This window comes from Fontibacillus phaseoli, from assembly GCF_003337355.1.
In the GTDB taxonomy this organism is placed as follows: Bacteria; Bacillota; Bacilli; order Paenibacillales; family Paenibacillaceae; genus Fontibacillus; species Fontibacillus phaseoli.
On the sequence record NZ_QPJW01000002.1, the window covers coordinates 205,718 to 223,505 of the forward strand.

The window sequence follows — 17,788 nt, forward strand, 5'->3', positions numbered from 1 at the left end:
TTATCACCTCATAGATCTTTATTGCCAATTTGACTGCATTGCAGCATATTACGGAGCTCTGTCTCGTACTCCTCCGCTATCCGGTCGCCATCGATCAGCAAATCCCCGATCCATTCCATCGCCAGCTCGTTGATTTCATCAAGCAGCAGTTCCGGCATCGAGCCGGCCTGCTCGGCTATGCCGTATCGCACGTCGATGCCCCGCTCCTCGACAATTGCGCCCAGCATTGCCAGGTGAGCTCCGGATAACCGGACCGACATCTCTTGCCACTCTTCCGCCAGCTTGGGCTCAATCGGGCCTTCAATCCGAATCCTTTCTTTGTGAAGCTCTTCGCTCCCCTCACTCCGTTGTTCACAGTCATCGCCAGCGCTGCTCTCGGCAATCTCAAGCTGTACGGCCTCCGGAAGCTCATTCAATTCTTTGAACCCTTCGGGCTGCGAATGCGCCGACGGCTCTTCCTCAAACACCCGCCAGCCAAGCTCAAAGTCCATCTCAGCCTGCTGCGGCACATCCCTTTTCAGCTGCCGTGCTCCCTTTTGACCTGATGAACCTGTCGGCCGCTCCGTCTTTTGCTCAACCGTCGCAATCGACAGTTCTTCGGTTAATAGCATGTCACGCACCTCATTCGATTCTTGCTGCAACTTGCGCAGCTTTGCCGTGTTAATCTTTACCACCGGAATCCGAGACTTGGCTTCCTCCGTCTGGCGCTGCCCAAATTCCTTGTGCAGAAAACGGGATACAAGCTGCTCCACTTCCGGTTCGAGGCTGATTCCCCGCAGTTTTCCTTTAAAGCCCGTCAGCTCCCGCAGTTTGTTCTCTGTATGCCTGACAAGTTGAGTCAGGTACGCACGAAATGGAGGATGTTCACTAATCGGCAGGACGGATACGGGAACTCCGTGTCCGTACACCTCATGATCATATACAGCGCTGCGAAACAGGAAACGGGTAATCTTTTTCTCCTTCGGCTTAAAGCGCTCAATGAGTTTGCTGCCCTTGGTTTTTGCTAAGAATCCGTCAACCAGCGCGATTACTTTCGGGACATAGTGCCGCATTTCTTTTCTCCCCTGATCGCTGTAGTAGCGGCTCTTCTCCACCTCGTAATCGATGAGCGGCAACACCATTTCCCAAGTCAGTTCCAGCGGTTCGGCCGAGAATCTGCGTCCCCATTCCAGTTCCTTCAGCACGTTGGATAGACTGCGCGGAAGCTTCATCAGCGGCTCTGCAGGCGGCATGTCCAGCCCGAACACTTTCCCGAGGTCATACATCCATTCCCGCACATACAAATCCAGCTTCGGGTACCGCTTCCGGTACGCTTTCCAGACCCGGTCCATCAGTTCCACTCCGTGTACCGGGTCATCCCAGCCAATGCCATGAATCAACTCGTACAGGTACACGAACAGATAGGACATATCCGTCTCGGGATACCGTCCGGAACGTACCTCTCCGCGCCAGTACAGATACCATCGCAATTGTCCGGGTTGCATTTGGTCATAGGTCGGCCAGTAAGTCTGAAAAGGAACAAATTCAGCGTATTCCTCGCTCTTCCCTTCCAGTTCCCGCGCTGTCTGCACAAACTGCTGCTCCTTCGAGACATAGCGAAAATCCTGCCGCCAATCCAGATTGCGCTCCAAGCTTTCGCTCTCCGGCGCAACGACTTTACTTACGGGCTCGGTCTCAGGCTGACCCGGTACTCCAAGCTCCATTTCCGCAAACGTGAGCTGCCGGTCCCTTACCATTCGCTGTTTGTTGTTATCTATATGAATGTAGTGTTTGTCCGTTCTATCGTTCATCTTCCATAGACCTCCATCACGACACCATTATACCATCAAAGCGAAAATTTGTTCGCTTTTTGAATACATTTTTGATCTCTATTATAATGGACCTAGTAGAGTTTTTTCTGAAAGGGATATGCTATGAATAAATGGCTCAAGGCCTTCCTGTTTCTAATAGGAGCAGCGATACTGACGAGACTGATTCCGTTCTCCAACTGGTTTCGCATGCTCGATACAATGATTCATGAGCTCGGCCATGCCGTTGTGACGCTTCTGGTGTCCGGACGGGTGCTCCGGATTGAGCTAAATCCCGATCACAGCGGTGTCACCTACTCCCTGTTGATTTCGGACTGGAGCCAGATTGTGGTCTCGTTGGCCGGTTATATAACGGCCTCCTTGTTTGCGATTGCCATGTTCTACGGCTATTACAGACAAAAACAAGGCATCGGCCTTATCATCATCAGTGTGCTTGCTCTAGCGACGATTGTCTTTTTTGTACGGTCGGGATACGGACTCTGGTGGCTGATCATCTTCATTGCCGTGAATATGGCGTTTTATTTCATCGGCGGATGGATTAGGAACTTTTATTATTTACTCTTGGCTTTTCTTTGTCTGGAGGAGTCGTTGATGGGGCCGGTCACGCTGTTGCTGCGGTCCTTAACCGCTCCGGCTCAAGCCGGGGATGCCGCGAATCTGGCCAATCTGACGATGGTTCCCGCGCTGGTCTGGTCGCTTCTGTTTCTTGGCATCTCCCTATTGTGCGCCATGTCGTCGCTGCAACTGTATTGGAAAAACGGGCAGCGGGAGAACCTGAAGAGTAGACGGCAGCATCTGAATCTCAAATAATTCGCGGGCGCTCTCTTCTCTTAGCTGCTCCGCCGGAATAGCGCCCTTTCAGGACGCTATTTCGCGTTTTTAGGACGCATTGCAAGGAATAGCGGATTTTTGGCGCCTTATTTTCGGAGGAAATAACCATTTGGAGCTCTTCTAACCGGTTCGGGTTAAATAAAGCCCCAAAAGGACGCTATTTTCTACAACCTCACCCAAATGAGCAAATAAGGTCAAAAAAGGACGCTATTTGTGTTTCAGGCATAGCCAATGCATAGAGTTCGCCGCTTTTGCCGTTTGCGAGGACAGCATGATGTCAGGGGGATAAGCGCATAAGACCGCAAACAGGCAAAACATGAAAGAAGATGGCGATCCGCCGGGCTCGCTTGGAGAGACGTGAGACGCGAGGGAGAATCCTCTGTTTCCAAATGGCCTAAACCAAAGAGAAACCCTGTACTTTAATAGGTACAGAGGCTTCTCGACAATCTGGCGCTGCCCTTAACAGGGCAGCGCTGCTTTTGGTATGTTGTTATGCTTGACCCTTGTCTTTTCCGTCAAAACCAAATTGGTCTTTGATCATTTGTGCAACAATGCCAGGCTCAAGATCGCTGTTATTTATTTTCAGGTAATTCTCTTTCGCGATTTCGCCGGGATAGGAGTTCAAACGGTGAGCCTCAAGGGTTCTGAGCAAATCCCTCTCTGACTTTTCAACATTTCTTTTCGTCGGTTTATGTTCAAGCCGGTTAGCGGCTTTGTTCCGTCTCATTCTTTCATCGAGTTCGGCTTCCAACTCAACGAAATAGACAGTTCCGCCCCTGGATTCAAACATTTCCGAAATCCGCTTTACATAATCCCAGTCATCTTGAAGGTCAAACGCCCAAACGTAAGTAAAAATCAGGCCTGGCAAATCACTTTTTGAAACTTCTTCAAAGATTTCGTGCCGTATCAAGTTTACTAGCCGTTTACCGGACGGAGTACCATAATCAAAAAACTGTGAAACCAAATCAATGGACATATGATTATGAAACAATTTGAAATCCGTCAGTTCCGCCAAGTGTTGTCCGACTGTCATTTTCCCGACGGCCTGCGGGCCGAACAGAATAATAAACTTCATTTGGTCGTGTACCCCCATTTTTATCTTATTTCCATCTTCACAAGTAAGAATTAGTAACGTTATTCTTGATATACTTGCATCTTTTCTTGGAGCACCATTTGTTCCAGAAATCTTTGCTTTCTTCAAATGCTAAATTTCTTGCGGTTCTCTCGTCCATGTTGTTTTCCAGATAATTAATGCACTTGGCATAGGTTCTCACGATGATTTTCGTTACGTTGGCCGGTGTTTCCCTACCCGTTATTTTTAATGTGGCGACGCCCATTTCGTATAGCTTTCCAACGCTACAAAGCGAACAGTACAGGTTGCTGTCATAGTAAGGAAAATCCTTTTCGACGGAACCTTGCGTAATCACGTCATACTTGGATTTGCACGGAAACCCCAGGTCAAGAGATTCGCCCAGATTATGGTACAAGCTGCACCTTCCATTCAAAAAAGAGCCGCCGAAATTCGCGAACACCTCGATCTCAATGCCTTCCACCTGACAAATTTCTTTGATTTCCTCCGTCAACATATGATACTCGAGCGTCACTCTTTTAAAGCCGAGATCTCTAAAAAATCTCACCTGCTCCGCGTTAATCGTAGCCAAGTAAACGCTTACGTAGCAAGGGATGTCAATATTCTTTTCCCGTAATAATAGATACTGACCAAGATCCGCTAGAACTACATTATCAATACCACATTGCAAACCCATTTGTATATAATCCAGAAAGTTCCGTTCCATGCCGTCTCTTTCTTTGCTCGGTAAACTGAACTGCGGAAGATTGGCCAAAAAGCTAACGCTGGCGCTATTTTGATGCGCTAAATCTACCGTTTCTTTTAATTCATTTTTGTCCATGGTAATCTGTGGATGGAACACATTCGAATTTCCCCGTGCGCTATACGAAATATTTTTAAAGGCCCCATAAGAAGCACCTAGGTAAATCTCACCTGCACCTGCCTCCAACATGTTTCTTGCCGAGTCCAATGAAATTACCGGAGCTTTAACCTTCATAAAATAACCTCACTTAGATTATTTAATTTAGTGAAATTTTTCACATATCGTGTCGTAAAAAAAGTCACCCATTGGTGCATAAACGCTCCACGTGACAATCGACGATCCCATAAGCGAATAAACTAGACCGGTTCAATAAAAACAGGTGATCCGGATTTCGATAATACGTTATATTTCCCGAAACATAATAGTCGGGTACGATTTGTTGTACTTCTTTGCTGGGATCAACATATCCACGCGCTTTAATACTCCACAATTTAGATAATTTAAGTACGCTCGGTTGTTCACACTCTTCCTTGCAATCCGGAAAAAGCGTCGCAGAATATTGAGCCTGGCTGCAAATCCGGCTTGCTGCACCGATGATCGTATTCAAGTGCACGATAACTTCGAGTCCGGTTTCGGTAATCTCATTCAAACCTTCGATGTTCTTTTTGCTGACGTTAAGATGAGCCCCTACAATACCCATATTTTTAAACAAGTTTATTTTTCTTGGATCATTCAGCACAAAACCATTCATATATGTTTTGATCGAGTCATCCTCATCCCTGTTTAGATGATCGGACCAAGGACAATCCGAGAACGATTTGGTTAGCAATCTTCCGAGATAAAATTTTACGTGGCTATTCGGATGTTTGTTTACAGCGTAGTATAGCAGACCGTAATCATTAAACGTTAGTGAATGAATGAGACGGGTGGAAATCAGTTCATCGAGGGTATCTTTAGCGTATTGCAGGTTTTTTTGGGATACTAGAGGAGTTATGATATGGATTTCTGCATGTTCTAGATTATTTTTCAGCTGAATAATTTCGGCTTCATGAGGAAGTTTATACACGCATCCTTCGTCCCCAAGAAAGACACACCCGTTTTCCCTCAGTTTTTGAAGATCAACCTCTTCAACGTGGCGAACAAACAAACCTGTCTTCATCACATCACCGATCCTGTTCCTCGTGATTTCAAATCGAGGCGGCCCCCTCATATCTGTATTAGCATCTTGCCTTATTCATGCGGGGCCGGGTCACCAGAAATGTTTGGTATACAAGAAAAGCCCCAGCCCTAGATAGCTCTTATCATAGGCTGGAGCGTTTGCTGGTTGAGCTTTCTTCCCTGATTATACATCTGCGGACCAAGGGGCGAAAGACCCTGAAAGCTCGTACGATCTATTTTTTTATAATTTCAATTTTCCTTGCGGATGCTTGGCTCGGAAACGAATCATGGATGCCACCCTCGACCCAATACCTTACCTGCTGCCCAACCTGCAAATTAGCATTCTTTGTCTTCAACCAAATAGCGCCACCTTGATAGGTCTCAAATATTTCATTCCAAGATTTTTCGCCGATATCCTTGGAATCGACGTTATCAAGTATAAGTACTCTGCCCTCGGACACGTCAAATACGATGCCTTCCCCATCCGGTTTCTGATCAGCTGTCGGACTGCAGCCCGCACCAATGAGTAAGAGAACAAGGAGCATATGCAATATTTTCATATACATCTTTGCGCTATCCCTCCCATTTTCCTTGCCGATTTATCTCGCGAGAACGTCTTCCTTATTATACCATCAGCATCCCTGCATTTTTACAATCCATTCCGAGATTTCCAAGACGATACCATCGATATTTTTATTTGCATCTATAATTAAATCAGAATTTGCTTTTACCTTCTTTCCCGTTTCAAAATACATGTCCCTGATCCCGCCATATAAATAATCAAATAAAAAATGATCCAGCAAGTTAATCAAACTTTCCGAATCATTTCTTAAATGTTGGATTAAATCATGGATCCTTCTTGCTAGCGCGATTTCCGGCTCCAGATCCAGGTAAATTACAAAATCAATGAGATCCTTCAATTCCCTGCGTTCTCCTCCAAACGGTTCTTCGATCAGGATCAATGGGCCGGGCATTATGGTCATTACTTCTTTTTCGGAGTGGCCGATTCCGTATTCTTTTGCCCAACCGTTCCCTTTGACCCGTTCAATCGGCTGTCCGCTCCTTAATTGAATTAGGTGGTTTTGAAGTAATGGTGTCGAAACCGCATTGGGATCCCCACCCTCTTTTAACCAAGCGTTCAAATCATTCGGAAAATCTCTTCTTGATGCGTAGTCATCAAAAAACAAGGCCGGGCAATTCAATGACTTTGATAGTTGTGATACGACCGTACTTTTACCCGCTCCGGAGTAACCGCTAACTGCAATAACCCTAGTTTTCATTTATCAACCATCCCCTAAATAAAAAATATGAGCCAGGCCTCTGTTGGAGAGTCCTAACTCATTTGCATTCATAATATCATGGAATTTTTTAATTTCAAGCTCCTTACTTCTTCTTCGCCGAACCACTCTCCGGTTTCAACAAATCCATGGTTGCCATATAATTTCTTCGCTAAGTCGTTATCCTTATGAACCGTAAGACGTATTTCTTTGCATTGCGGAAATTGACTTTTTATCCACAACATCATTTCATGGAGGGCAGCTCCGCCATACCCTTTCCCCTGTTCTTCCGCATCGATTAGAAAACCGTTTATCCAATACATGTCACTCGTTTTCTCTTCATAGGCATGCATAATAAAACCAACCATTTTATCTTTGTCATATACGGCAAAAGGAATATACTCCACTTCATCTCCGTCAGGCTTGATATAAATTTTGGCCAGCGATACCGCAACTGAAGGCACAAACCTTTGTTGACTTTCTGAGACCTGAAGGGAGAGTGCCTCTTCCCAATTGTTCCGATTTACGGGTTTTAACTCAATTCGCATCTGTTTAGCGCCCCCCTTCTTTACAACAATATATCTGAGCATGTATTCTTTGCTCCTCCCGTTGCTGTGATTCTCATCGGAGAAACATGTGAACTACATCAATCCGCCATCGTTCAGTTGTTGAACGCAATGTTGTATGAGCTTTTTTCTGTCTTGTTCCAGGAATAAGCGCAGAACATCATAACAGGAGATGGCATTTGCTCGGCTTTTTCCCCCCTACCATTCCTTCGTTACTAAACCGATCATTCCAATAAGATTCCATAGCTTCCTCATTCCTAAATCATGCCGTTTTTGAACTCGATTCATGCTGTCCGGCATAGAAATCACTTACAATGCAAAGCTAGTTTGTCGGGGGGTATGAGAACACGTCAAAATTTCTTTTTTCTCTTGAAAATAACGATGACATCTCTGGATTGCCCTTGAGATATGCTTGTATCGAAGCATGAGACTAATTCCCAACCGTCCAATCCATATTGATTTAATTCGGCTTCAAATTCTTCGGCGTCTACTTTGCCTCCCAAAAAACCACCGGTTTTATACTTTATCGTTTTATATTCCCATTGTTCCATATAGATCTTCTCCTTTTTTCAATGATTTCTCTTAGGTCCATAATCTCTTTACTTCTATTAATTCTTCATCCTTGAACTCCATCCTGTAAACATCCGGCTTTGAAGTTCCCATTAAAAACTCATATCCGTATTGGTTGTCAAAATACCCCATCATCAACGTCATAATGGCTCCATGCGTTCCTAATGCTATCTTCTGACCTCTGAAAGTTTGAAGTATTTCTCGCAGAATGGCTACAGCCCGGTTTTGGCATTGGGAAATCGATTCTCCTCCAGGCAGCGCAAAATCGTGATCAGAAAACATCTTCTGTACGGCGGGATATATTTCCTGATCGGATACAATCTTATCTTCACTGGAGAAAAGAAGTTCTTTAAGATCTTCATATACTAATACTTCTTGACCGGATAAATGAGCCAACTCCTCGATCGTCAGCACAGCCCTGCTATATGGACTCGAAATAAACGTGCCCAGTCCCTCATGCTTCAATAATTCAGTTACCCGATGGGCATCTGCCTTCCCTTTTTCCGTTAATCCTCGGGTACTATCATTTCCTTCTGTTTTAGGCGATTCCCCGTGTCTAATCATGTAGATATATGTATTCATAAATCCTCCAGTCCATTTGAAACTTCCAAATCCGCATCACGACGATCCAATTTTTTTATCATAATAATATCCCTGCCATATTGCTCGGATTCAACTACATCCATATCTAGATACCCAAGTTTCTTGTAAAAACTTTGTGCCGTTAAACTACTGGGCAGTTGTAGCGTTGCGACCCCGGAATCCAGTGCCATGCGTTCAATATGGCGAATTAATTCCCGGCCGATCCCCGACTTATGGCGGTCTTTATCAACAAAAACCATATAAATAGTATCCCTATCAAGACTGGCGGTCCCAACGACTATATCTTCTATTACGGCAACGAACATCTTTCTCGTTTTGGATAAGCCCATAATATACTCTGGAGTGAAAATGCTAAGCATATTATTAATGATTTTATCGCCGTAATCTCTGCTATTCACATGAATCAAGTTGTCGCTAATTATGGTTGATATCTGGTGACAATCGTCTTTCACAAACTCCCGAATAATTATGTTTTGGCGCATGTTTACCCGCTCCAATTCTAGTTACTCTATTTATTTCCCACCGTTGTTTAAACCCTGCTCAATTTATTAATGGCCTGTTCCTCTGTTGGCAGAAAAAATAAATCTCTTCCATTGTTACTTTCAAAGATGAAATCCTTAAGACTGTTGCTTGAATAAACTGAAAAATCGCCGATGATTGCAATTTTAGCTTGATAGTTAATGAACTTTTGAATGATTTCACCGGCAAGCCGCGTTTTCAAGTCAAAAAAATCTTCACTTATTACCGACTTGTTTAAAATAAACCGATCGCATCCCACTTCATATCTTACGGTTGCCATAAGATCCAATGCAGACTGAACATCGGTAATCAATTCTTCATGACTATCAACAAAGGCTATATCAATTCCATTTTCTTTGATTGTTCTAATATTCATAGTTATACCTCCATAATTTAAAGTTCTTTATCCATATGAATATCAAGCGGTTCCTTCTTAAAAAGCTCTTCATCTACCTCTTTGGTGATCCGAAGATGATTTTTCTTTTTCCCTCTAAATTGCTTGTTGTTTGTTCAATTGATCTCATATAGGAAATCCTCCGGTTGACGATTCAATAGGTAAAAAAACCCCTCCAGGGGATGCGGCCGGTATTCATAGGAAGATTAAAACCTGCTATTATATTCTTTCATTCGCAGGCTTTTCAAGCAATCGGCAAGCCCCGGTGTCGGGCTGGTCAATAACAAACCATTTTAATCCATTATAATCCACTTTGTAAATATAATCCTTCGCTTTTGAATCTATTCATATATTTGAATATTGGTGGCTCTTATTGCTCTTTCTACAATGGGTCCGGCTTTCGATCGCGATACTGATTTATTCCGAACCGTCCTCCAGCGACTAAAAGCAAAAGGAATGTAAAAAATGAATTTTCCTTCTTCAAACTTATCATCTCCCTTATATTTGCTCAAATCCAAAAAGCCCCCGCCAAGATAACTTCTATCCTAGGCGGGGGCTTTGGTTGTTTTTACCTTCTTAAATAATTATAGATCCGGCGCCAAAAGAGCGGTAGCCCTGCAGAGTGAATCGGAACTCCACTTTCGCTAATACAACCGCTCCTCGCCGGTGACTGGATTTTTGAATGCCGATTTAATATCGCTGCTGGTGAGCTCCTCCGCAAATTCGGCATCCATTTTTCCGGTGTGGGGCGTACTGTTCAATTTCTCGTTTGTCTTTGGTGCAGGATCGGTTGTTTGCTTCGACTGTTTATCCATAGATAACCTCATCTCCTTTAAAGGTAAATATTTGCTTTATAGGATGTGAGTTATCCATCTTATTTATGCGATGTATTCTCGGAAGAAGAAATTTCAGATCAAAATGGACTACTTCATCGCTTTGGCCAACTCCGTGAAAATAACCCCGAGCGCGAAAGCACCCGCATCCGGGTAACCGATGCTGCGTTCACCCACCGCGCCTGCTCTTCCCATACGCGCGACGATATCTGTCGTTTTCTTTGCTCCAAGTACGGCCGCTTCCGCAGCCTTGTCCGCCGCCAGCTTCAAGTCGTCGCCTTGCTTTGCGCTTTGCGTCCAGGCATCCGCGAACGGCACGAGCGCATCGATCAAAGTCTTGTCTCCGACGACGGCGCCTCTGCCGAACGATCTTTCGCCCATATCCTGGATGCCTTTAACGACAGCCTGCATCATCTCAGCCACCTCTTGAACGGACAGTTCCTGTTTCTGGCCGGCATATTTGCTAGCAGCACGGAACCCGGATCCCCAGATCGGGCCGGAAGCCCCACCGCAATGCTCCATAATGATCATAGAGCAGGCGTCGAGGAAATCGCCGATATCGTTGAGATGATGGGCTTGAAGTTCTCCCCATTCCCTTTTTAGCTGCTTGAATCCCTTCGCTACGCTCATCCCGAAATCGCCGTCGCCGGCATGGGCGTCAAGTTCGCAGAACGAAACCTCGTTCTCAATGATGACTTCGCTCATTTGGTCGATGAGATAGACTATATTTTGCAAAGACATGCGGTTATTCTTGATTACCGCCGCCACGGCATCCGTATTGTTTGTATACGATACCGCACCTTCCGCCTTCTCTTCCCGGATGACCTCGGTATAGTTTACGGGTTCAAAATGTCCTTTCACAGCCAAGGCCGGCGTATCGCATGGGGCGGACAGCCATTTTTTGAGTCTCTCATCCAGCTTCATGATCGTCACCGATGCCCCGGCCATATCGATGCTGGTCATGTAGTTACCGACAAACACCTTGTAAACGCGTTTGTTCCTTGCCGTCAATTCACGAACTACGGAATTGTTCAACAAATATAGCTCCTGCAGGGGCGTTGCGCCGAACCCGTTAATCAATACGGCAACTTCCCGCTCGGTCCGATCATCCATTTGCAAGTTGTCCAGCAATGACGTTACCATCCGCTCCGCCAGTTCATCCGCGGACACGGCTTTCTCCCGGCGGATTCCCGGCTCCCCGTGAATGCCGACGCCGTATTCCATCTCGTAATCTTCGATTTGGAACGTCGGGGATCCCTTGGCTGGAACGGTGCAGGAAGTAAAAGCGAAGCCGATGCTGCGAACATGATCTGCCGCATGTTGCGCTGCTTCTTTTACTTCAGCCAGGGACAGCCCGGCTTCCGCCGCCGCTCCGCCCACCTTATGAACAAGAACCGTTCCCGCAACCCCTCTTCTGCCTACCGTATAAAGGCTGTCTACGACGGCAATATCATCTTCTACCTTGACATAGTCCACTTGAATGCCGTCTTCGCTCGCGAGATAGGCCGCATTTTTGAAGTTCATGATGTCGCCGCTGTAGTTCTTGATAATAAGCAAGGTTCCTTTGCTGCTAGCGGAGTTGCGGATTGCCTGATACACCTGAATTTGAGATGGAGAAGCAAATACGTCGCCGCAAACAGCCGCATCCAACATCCCCTTCCCTACAAACCCGGAGTGGGCCGGTTCGTGACCGCTGCCGCCGCCGCTGATCAGCGTAACTTTATCGGGGTTGATCTCTTTTTTGGATATAACTTTGAATTTAGGGTCGAAATCCAGTTCAGGATGACTCAGGACAAACCCATTGCACATTTCCCTTACCAACGTTTCCGGCTTGTTCATAATCTTCTTCATCTTAAATCTCCTTACTTGATTTGTATTGACTACCCAACAGATCCGCAGCCATAATCGCCGAGGCTACCGCATCCTCCGAAATCGGGAATGGCATCGAATGAATGGATTCTTCGGCAATGCATGCCTTTTTGGCAACCTCAAGCAGTTCCTCGTAGGTTACGCTCTCGACTCCGATATCCGCCAGGCATACAGGCAAGCCGACCGACAGGCAGAAATCCAGCACTTCCTTCATTTCGGCCCGATCGGCGTTCTCAAGCACCAATTGAGCGATCGTGCTGAACGCTACCTTCTCGCCATGATAATAGTGATGCGTCCCTTCCAGCGCGGTCAAACCGTTATGAATCGCATGAATCGCCGCCAAACCGCCGCTTTCGAAGCCTAAACCGGATAACAGGATATTCGTCTCGATAATATTCTCTAACGCAGGCGTAACAATATTCTGATCACAGGCCAGCTTCGCTTTGTACCCGTTCTCAAGCAGCGTATCGTAGCAGAGTTTGGCGAGCCCCAGCGCCGTAATCGTCCCTTTCGCCTCGCCGCAAATGCCTTCGCGGACACCGCACGGCAGACCGGCATTGACGTTGGAATATGAATGAGCAGTTGCCCTTGCTTCGAAGTAGGTCGAGAGCGCATCGCCCATCCCTGCTACGAGGAATCTCGTCGGCGCCTTGGCAATTACCGTCGTATCAATCATGACTACGCTCGGGCTCTGCTTGAAATAAGCATAATCGTCGAATTCGCCTTCCGGAGTATAAAGCACCGCCGAGTGGCTTGTCGGTGCATCGGTGGCGGCAATCGTCGGAACGATAATCAGCGCCTCGCCTTCGGCCACGCATTTGGCCGTATCGATCGCCTTGCCTCCTCCGAGACCGATCGTGCATGCGCAATGATGCTCCTTGGCCAGAGCCTGTAATCTGGTTACTTCCTGCCGTGAGCATTCCCCGCGGAAGCCGCTTTCAATAAGCGTTATGTTAAATTTCTTTTTTGTGGCTTCCAGCTTATCCTTCACGCGCGATACATCATCGGGATGAGCGATCAGCAATGCGGAATCGCCAAAAGTTTTAACGAAATACCCCAGATTCAACAGTTCATTTTCCCCTTGCACATATTTAGTCGGACTGATAAACGCTCTTCTCATTTTTTAATTCCTCCTCGGTTGATTATATTTATAATTATAGGATGCGTTATTTGAGGAAACATGAAACATTAAGGTCCAATTAAAGCGTTTTCTTATCGTGTTTTTTTGTCATCCTTATGGTAAATAGTATTATCTTGTTCCTTTGAAGAATTATTCGCTATAATATGCAGTAGGATTACTATTACTATTACGATCATAGGAGAATATTGCGATGCACGCGCCGGTCTGGAAGCGGTTCGTCAGAACAAGCCCTATATTTATTTGTGCCATTTCAACATTATCGATATCGCCATTCCGATTATCATCGACAATCAATACCTCGGCGCGATCATGGCCGGACAGCTTAAGCTCAGCGAACCTGACGTACCTACGTTGGAACAGATCGTATCACGTCCGCCCAATGTCGAGTCGAACCGGAAGTTTAAAGCGCTTGAAGCGGAATACGAGGCACTGCCGGTCTTATCCTACGATGAAGTGACGAAGTGCGTCGACCTGCTGCTACAGTTAAGCACCTATATCGTGGAAGAGGCGATTCAAAAGCATACCACCATCGATTTGTACAAAAAAGTGCTGACCTCCAATACACAGCCGCCTGCTTCGGTTGAAGCTATCGCTGAACCGGACCGTGCGGTCCGCAAAATTCAATACATTCAACAGGGACTGTCGGGCGCCTTGTTCGTCAGCAGATTAAAGAATGGGACTCAAAAGTTTCTCTCTTCGAATACCGTGCTGCAGCCCGCGTTTGATTACATTTTTACGCATAAGCATGAAAATTTCAGACTGAAAGAGATGGCCAAGCTTTGCCATATAAGCCCAAGCTATTTTAGCCGGATTTTCACGAAAGAAACGGGAGAAAATTTCTCCGTTTTCATCGCCAGGCTCAAGATTGAATGGGCCAAACAGCTGCTGGAGTCTACCGATTCGCCGATCAATCAGGTAAGCGATGATTTAGGTTTTTGCGACACCGGTTATTTCATAAAAACGTTTAAAAAGTTCGAGAACCTCACCCCGGCCGTTTACCGGAATATAATTAGCGGGCGATACGCGAAGTAATTTGTTTCTTTACGGATAATTGTCGGATTGCAAAAAAGGCCCCCCGTTAATCAAATTAACGGAGGGTTTGTTGGTTTTGCCGCTAAATTACTTTCCACATACAACGTGGGCAAACATGCCATGTTCTTCAAACACAATTGAATTGAGAATAGGATCTTTTCGCTTATTTTCCGAATGATAAGATTGCTTCTTTTCCCCTTCGCTTCGTTCATAAATTCATGCGCAAGCGGATCATATCCCGGCATTGGATGCCGTTCTCGTAAATATCTTCAACATAATGTCTTACGAAAAAATCCGGTTCCACCCCAACGATCCGAAAACCGCACTTCTGATACAAAGCTAATTGTGCAATACTCGAATTGCCCGTTCCGATCTCGATCGTTTTGAAGTTCATTTCCTTAGCTAAATGTATGGCGTTAAGCAAGAGCTTCTTGCCTATTCCTTTACCTTGATCCGCCTCTTTGACCGCTATATTCATGATCTCCGCCATATCCGGCCGAGTTTGTAAAATTACGAATACACCAACCCGTTCATTGTTCCATGAAGCTATATAACAAGTACCCCTGGATAAGTAATCGTCAACGATAACTTTAGAAGGATCTGCGAGTAACAATAAATCATAAGGTGCAGCAGATTTATCTAACAGCTTTTCTATTGTTAATTGCATGATAACCCCCGGTCTCTTATTGACTTTCCATTTACCTTTTTCAAAGGGAGATTTTTGACGCCATTATCGGCACGGATATTCATGTTCTTCAAAAATCTCTCCACTCCCTCCCAAAATCAGATGAAATCTTCTATAAAATCGGGTTGGTTGGTAAGTATCCATTCGTTCATTCGGATAATGGTATGTTTTGAGCATTCGTTATAGCTATCATAGAGCCTACTGACTTCATCAAACAATGCTGGGTCGAGTTCTAAATCGCCCGGACTTATTGGCCTTTCCGATTTATTACGCTTCTCAATGAACAGCTTGATATCGTCTAATAAGTCAGCCATTCTACCATCCCCAAAATATAGAACCCCGTTCTTAATCCCGTTCCATGAACGTAGCTCATTGATATTGTAGGCAGAAAACCAATAAAAAGCTGCCAATGTATCGGCATGATTATGATATGAATAAAACAGAAATATACCCTTCTGGCCTTCGTTCAGTTGATTATACATTTCGGATTTTATGGAGAGATCTTTCCCGCGAACAGCATGTAACATGGGCCGTATGCATAACCAACTCAATTCAAAGCTTTGAAGCTCTTCTTGTTTGATCTTTACCTTCATATCTTTCTCCCTTCAGTAATTTGAAAAACATAACACAATGCTATTTTTTATTACTTCTTATAATGTTTCCGTGTTTACGACGTCCCCCCGATTTAAGGCTTCTTCCAACTGGCTCATATGATGTCTGTCATGCCAGATAAAATCTCTTAAATAGTTCTCGATATTAAATGGGTTTCCTTCAGCATCGGTATATACTTGTAAAATCTGATCATTATTCATGGATTTAATGCTTTCCAGGATTCCATTCCGATATTTTAAAGTCAACTGGGTGAGATCATCTTTGTTAAGATTCTTTCCTAGTTCGATGTTTCCTTGATTAAACTGGTCGAAGTCAAAGTTTTCTATAGTTAATTCCTGACCATGCAAAATACACTCGATCGCTGCTTCAAAAAAATATTTATCCCAATACATAATATGGCTAACTACATCATGAATTCTCCACTTTCCCTCTCCCAAAGGCGTTTCCCAGTTCAAATCCTTAATCTTAATCAGATAATTAGGCCATTCTTCAAATTGATTCATTAACTCGTCCATCATGGATATCTCTCCTTTTTAATATGGAATTGTCCAAATATAATTAGTCATTCTCTGTATTATACTCGTCCTTAAAAAGACTATAATACGCAGGGGTCATCAAATTCACCGCATTTTCTAACATGTTAAGGTCATCATTATGAGTTTTTATCCATTCTTTTGTCATTCCATGCAAAGATGTTTATTGGGCCTGGTTACCTGAGCGACCCGTTAAGCATAAAATCTTCACCGCAGGCTGTTTGCGTGACTTCGATTTCAGTGTGATGCGTTTCAACGCCATCGGAGCTGCTGGATCCACCGGTTCCTCTTGCGTGCACACATAAAGGATCAATCGCCGTCCGGTTTCCCTCCTTATCTACATAATAATACTGGTCGATTACCGCGCCATAATCATACATGGGGTTAGAAGTTTCATATTTTCCATCTAGGCTTACCTGAATGATATCAAACTTTCCTTCTCTTTCGAGGTGCGGAGCGCCTTTAATATTATAGGTTACTCTGATTGTTCCTTCATAACCTTCCGGGATCAGATAGAGATCATAGGTTCCTCGATTGTATTTGGAAGTACATCCGGTTAATATGACTGTTACAATAATAGCAAAGATTAAGTGCTTCATAAATTACTCAGTCCCTTCAAAAAACGGCTGCCGATAAGGGCAGCCGTTTCTGATTATAGCGTTATTTGCTGGCGTAGAGAATGAATTTCTCCAATGCTCCCGTGTCGGTAATGCTGTGATTGCATCCTTGATTTTCCAAACATACGTAATGGCCAAAGAATGAAAGATTGTCCGGCGAAGCATTAGCAGGCTTGGTCTTAACCGAGAAGAATGCAAGTTCTTGATGCCGATTACAGAACAAGCAATACCCTTTCTTATTCGTCGGCGTAATTCTCCCCTCGATGCCAATGAACTTTCCTTCGAAAGGATAAACAACGAATAATTTGTTACTGGCAATATCTACCCAACTCAGATACGTCACAAATCGAAAGTCGATCGCTTGCAGATCCGGTACTTTCAGTTTTTTATTTTTAGGGAATAACTTCTGAATCTGTTTTAACGTAATCGGTGGAAAAGGCTCTAAGCATGACTCTAGTGTGCTTAGATATCTCTGGAAATCGTATGCCGTTTCGATAGAAGATATTTGTCCCAGCAGTTGCTTTTGATCCTCCGTCAAAACAGGAAACGCCTCAATGATGTTACGCTCGGCACGATATCTTACGGTTTCCAAGACGCTCCGATCCGCGACGGTTGTCAAAGTTTTCTGAAGGAATTCCGCTTGTTTCTTAATAACATTAAATTGGTGGTTTCTAATAAATGTTGTACTCATAGTGCTTCAGCCCCTTATTTTAATGAAAGATCATAAGGTGCAAAGCCCGTATTAGAAACGATAATGTTAAGCTTGGGCGATTTAATCCATCCTATCGCACCCCACGCAAAGTACCGCCCTAGATCAGGCTTTGCATGAGGTCTTCCTAGCTAATGAGCAATTCTGTATTGCCATCGGTATAACCCCCATTCACATATCTTACGCAAAGTATAGCAGC

The 17,788-nt window shown here is 44.7% G+C and carries 21 protein-coding genes; 2 read left to right on the forward strand and 19 right to left on the reverse strand.

Annotated features, from left to right (window positions below):
- Window positions 1-8: 8 nt before the first annotated feature.
- Window positions 9-1,790 carry a TerB N-terminal domain-containing protein gene (locus DFP94_RS08320; RefSeq protein WP_114496009.1) on the reverse strand — a complete coding sequence of 594 codons (1,782 nt, stop codon included), beginning with the start codon at window positions 1,788-1,790 and terminating at the stop codon, window positions 9-11.
- 123 nt (window positions 1,791-1,913) lie between these two features.
- Between DFP94_RS08320 and DFP94_RS08325 the strand changes: the two genes are divergently transcribed.
- On the forward strand, window positions 1,914-2,618 hold the full coding sequence (locus tag DFP94_RS08325; protein ID WP_114496010.1) for a M50 family metallopeptidase: 705 nt from the start codon (window positions 1,914-1,916) through the stop codon (window positions 2,616-2,618).
- 511 nt (window positions 2,619-3,129) lie between these two features.
- Here the strand turns inward: DFP94_RS08325 and DFP94_RS08330 are convergent.
- The 13 genes from DFP94_RS08330 to DFP94_RS08385 form a co-directional block, all read right to left on the reverse strand.
- The gene (locus DFP94_RS08330; RefSeq protein ID WP_114496011.1) at window positions 3,130-3,714 is read right to left on the reverse strand and encodes an AAA family ATPase; all 585 of its coding nucleotides are present in this window, start codon (window positions 3,712-3,714) and stop codon (window positions 3,130-3,132) included.
- Between the two features lie 37 nt (window positions 3,715-3,751).
- Window positions 3,752-4,705: a peptidase U32 family protein gene (locus tag DFP94_RS08335; RefSeq protein WP_114496012.1), complete on the reverse strand. Its 954-nt coding sequence runs from the start codon at window positions 4,703-4,705 to the stop codon at window positions 3,752-3,754.
- Between the two features lie 64 nt (window positions 4,706-4,769).
- Window positions 4,770-5,630 carry a hypothetical protein gene (locus tag DFP94_RS08340; RefSeq protein WP_114496013.1) on the reverse strand — a complete coding sequence of 287 codons (861 nt, stop codon included), beginning with the start codon at window positions 5,628-5,630 and terminating at the stop codon, window positions 4,770-4,772.
- A gap of 232 nt (window positions 5,631-5,862) precedes the next feature.
- On the reverse strand, window positions 5,863-6,195 hold the full coding sequence (locus DFP94_RS08345; protein WP_114496014.1) for a YobA family protein: 333 nt from the start codon (window positions 6,193-6,195) through the stop codon (window positions 5,863-5,865).
- Window positions 6,196-6,261: 66 nt separating this feature from the next.
- Window positions 6,262-6,909: a nucleoside/nucleotide kinase family protein gene (locus DFP94_RS08350; RefSeq protein WP_114496015.1), complete on the reverse strand. Its 648-nt coding sequence runs from the start codon at window positions 6,907-6,909 to the stop codon at window positions 6,262-6,264.
- Window positions 6,910-6,977: 68 nt separating this feature from the next.
- Entirely contained in the window at window positions 6,978-7,454 is a 477-nt protein-coding gene (locus DFP94_RS08355; RefSeq protein WP_114496358.1) for a GNAT family N-acetyltransferase, read from the reverse strand.
- A gap of 368 nt (window positions 7,455-7,822) precedes the next feature.
- Window positions 7,823-8,023: a DUF4177 domain-containing protein gene (locus tag DFP94_RS08360; RefSeq protein WP_114496016.1), complete on the reverse strand. Its 201-nt coding sequence runs from the start codon at window positions 8,021-8,023 to the stop codon at window positions 7,823-7,825.
- A 31-nt stretch (window positions 8,024-8,054) separates the two neighbouring features.
- A complete protein-coding gene (locus DFP94_RS08365; protein ID WP_114496017.1) occupies window positions 8,055-8,624 on the reverse strand; it encodes a histidine phosphatase family protein in 570 nt (189 codons plus the stop codon).
- Window positions 8,621-9,127 (reverse strand): GNAT family N-acetyltransferase, encoded by a 507-nt coding sequence (locus tag DFP94_RS08370; RefSeq protein WP_114496018.1) that lies wholly within the window; start codon window positions 9,125-9,127, stop codon window positions 8,621-8,623. Before DFP94_RS08370 ends, DFP94_RS08365 begins: the two co-directional genes overlap by 4 nt.
- A 47-nt stretch (window positions 9,128-9,174) precedes the next feature.
- On the reverse strand, window positions 9,175-9,540 hold the full coding sequence (locus tag DFP94_RS08375) for a DUF4180 domain-containing protein (protein WP_114496019.1): 366 nt from the start codon (window positions 9,538-9,540) through the stop codon (window positions 9,175-9,177).
- Window positions 9,541-10,202: 662 nt separating this feature from the next.
- Entirely contained in the window at window positions 10,203-10,373 is a 171-nt protein-coding gene (locus tag DFP94_RS25455; RefSeq protein ID WP_181873073.1) for a hypothetical protein, read from the reverse strand.
- Window positions 10,374-10,481: 108 nt separating this feature from the next.
- Window positions 10,482-12,242 carry a dihydroxyacetone kinase subunit DhaK gene (dhaK, locus tag DFP94_RS08380; RefSeq protein ID WP_114496020.1) on the reverse strand — a complete coding sequence of 587 codons (1,761 nt, stop codon included), beginning with the start codon at window positions 12,240-12,242 and terminating at the stop codon, window positions 10,482-10,484.
- A 1-nt stretch (window position 12,243) separates the two neighbouring features.
- Window positions 12,244-13,380, reverse strand: a complete 1,137-nt coding sequence (locus DFP94_RS08385; protein WP_114496021.1) for a glycerol dehydrogenase — start codon at window positions 13,378-13,380, stop codon at window positions 12,244-12,246.
- Between the two features lie 195 nt (window positions 13,381-13,575).
- Between DFP94_RS08385 and DFP94_RS08390 the strand changes: the two genes are divergently transcribed.
- Window positions 13,576-14,433: a PocR ligand-binding domain-containing protein gene (locus DFP94_RS08390; RefSeq protein WP_342768234.1), complete on the forward strand. Its 858-nt coding sequence runs from the start codon at window positions 13,576-13,578 to the stop codon at window positions 14,431-14,433.
- A gap of 208 nt (window positions 14,434-14,641) precedes the next feature.
- Here DFP94_RS08390 and DFP94_RS08395 read toward each other — a convergent pair whose 3' ends face one another.
- The 5 genes from DFP94_RS08395 to DFP94_RS08415 all read right to left on the reverse strand — a co-directional run bounded on the left by DFP94_RS08395 (window position 14,642) and on the right by DFP94_RS08415 (window position 17,571).
- Window positions 14,642-15,103 carry a GNAT family N-acetyltransferase gene (locus DFP94_RS08395; protein WP_425459248.1) on the reverse strand — a complete coding sequence of 154 codons (462 nt, stop codon included), beginning with the start codon at window positions 15,101-15,103 and terminating at the stop codon, window positions 14,642-14,644.
- A 113-nt stretch (window positions 15,104-15,216) separates the two neighbouring features.
- Window positions 15,217-15,711, reverse strand: coding sequence for a hypothetical protein (locus DFP94_RS08400; RefSeq protein WP_114496023.1), 495 nt, complete (start codon window positions 15,709-15,711; stop codon window positions 15,217-15,219).
- Between the two features lie 57 nt (window positions 15,712-15,768).
- A complete protein-coding gene (locus DFP94_RS08405) occupies window positions 15,769-16,248 on the reverse strand; it encodes a DinB family protein (protein WP_114496024.1) in 480 nt (159 codons plus the stop codon).
- Between the two features lie 191 nt (window positions 16,249-16,439).
- Window positions 16,440-16,862 carry a DUF6843 domain-containing protein gene (locus tag DFP94_RS08410; protein ID WP_114496025.1) on the reverse strand — a complete coding sequence of 141 codons (423 nt, stop codon included), beginning with the start codon at window positions 16,860-16,862 and terminating at the stop codon, window positions 16,440-16,442.
- Window positions 16,863-16,923: 61 nt separating this feature from the next.
- Window positions 16,924-17,571: a FusB/FusC family EF-G-binding protein gene (locus DFP94_RS08415; protein ID WP_114496026.1), complete on the reverse strand. Its 648-nt coding sequence runs from the start codon at window positions 17,569-17,571 to the stop codon at window positions 16,924-16,926.
- Between the last annotated feature and the right edge of the window lie 217 nt (window positions 17,572-17,788).

What these genes read in the sequence shown, in the direction of transcription:
- DFP94_RS08320 (WP_114496009.1), bottom strand. Translation starts at nt 1,790, where the DNA reads ATGAACGATAGAACGGACAAACACTACATTCATATAGATAACAACAAA.
- DFP94_RS08325 (WP_114496010.1), top strand. Translation starts at nt 1,914, where the DNA reads ATGAATAAATGGCTCAAGGCCTTCCTGTTTCTAATAGGAGCAGCGATA.
- DFP94_RS08330 (WP_114496011.1), bottom strand. Translation starts at nt 3,714, where the DNA reads ATGAAGTTTATTATTCTGTTCGGCCCGCAGGCCGTCGGGAAAATGACA.
- DFP94_RS08335 (WP_114496012.1), bottom strand. Translation starts at nt 4,705, where the DNA reads ATGAAGGTTAAAGCTCCGGTAATTTCATTGGACTCGGCAAGAAACATG.
- DFP94_RS08340 (WP_114496013.1), bottom strand. Translation starts at nt 5,630, where the DNA reads ATGAAGACAGGTTTGTTTGTTCGCCACGTTGAAGAGGTTGATCTTCAA.
- DFP94_RS08345 (WP_114496014.1), bottom strand. Translation starts at nt 6,195, where the DNA reads ATGTATATGAAAATATTGCATATGCTCCTTGTTCTCTTACTCATTGGT.
- DFP94_RS08350 (WP_114496015.1), bottom strand. Translation starts at nt 6,909, where the DNA reads ATGAAAACTAGGGTTATTGCAGTTAGCGGTTACTCCGGAGCGGGTAAA.
- DFP94_RS08355 (WP_114496358.1), bottom strand. Translation starts at nt 7,454, where the DNA reads ATGCGAATTGAGTTAAAACCCGTAAATCGGAACAATTGGGAAGAGGCA.
- DFP94_RS08360 (WP_114496016.1), bottom strand. Translation starts at nt 8,023, where the DNA reads ATGGAACAATGGGAATATAAAACGATAAAGTATAAAACCGGTGGTTTT.
- DFP94_RS08365 (WP_114496017.1), bottom strand. Translation starts at nt 8,624, where the DNA reads ATGAATACATATATCTACATGATTAGACACGGGGAATCGCCTAAAACA.
- DFP94_RS08370 (WP_114496018.1), bottom strand. Translation starts at nt 9,127, where the DNA reads ATGCGCCAAAACATAATTATTCGGGAGTTTGTGAAAGACGATTGTCAC.
- DFP94_RS08375 (WP_114496019.1), bottom strand. Translation starts at nt 9,540, where the DNA reads ATGAATATTAGAACAATCAAAGAAAATGGAATTGATATAGCCTTTGTT.
- DFP94_RS25455 (WP_181873073.1), bottom strand. Translation starts at nt 10,373, where the DNA reads ATGGATAAACAGTCGAAGCAAACAACCGATCCTGCACCAAAGACAAAC.
- dhaK (WP_114496020.1), bottom strand. Translation starts at nt 12,242, where the DNA reads ATGAAGAAGATTATGAACAAGCCGGAAACGTTGGTAAGGGAAATGTGC.
- DFP94_RS08385 (WP_114496021.1), bottom strand. Translation starts at nt 13,380, where the DNA reads ATGAGAAGAGCGTTTATCAGTCCGACTAAATATGTGCAAGGGGAAAAT.
- DFP94_RS08400 (WP_114496023.1), bottom strand. Translation starts at nt 15,711, where the DNA reads ATGAAGGTAAAGATCAAACAAGAAGAGCTTCAAAGCTTTGAATTGAGT.
- DFP94_RS08405 (WP_114496024.1), bottom strand. Translation starts at nt 16,248, where the DNA reads ATGATGGACGAGTTAATGAATCAATTTGAAGAATGGCCTAATTATCTG.
- DFP94_RS08410 (WP_114496025.1), bottom strand. Translation starts at nt 16,862, where the DNA reads ATGAAGCACTTAATCTTTGCTATTATTGTAACAGTCATATTAACCGGA.
- DFP94_RS08415 (WP_114496026.1), bottom strand. Translation starts at nt 17,571, where the DNA reads ATGAGTACAACATTTATTAGAAACCACCAATTTAATGTTATTAAGAAA.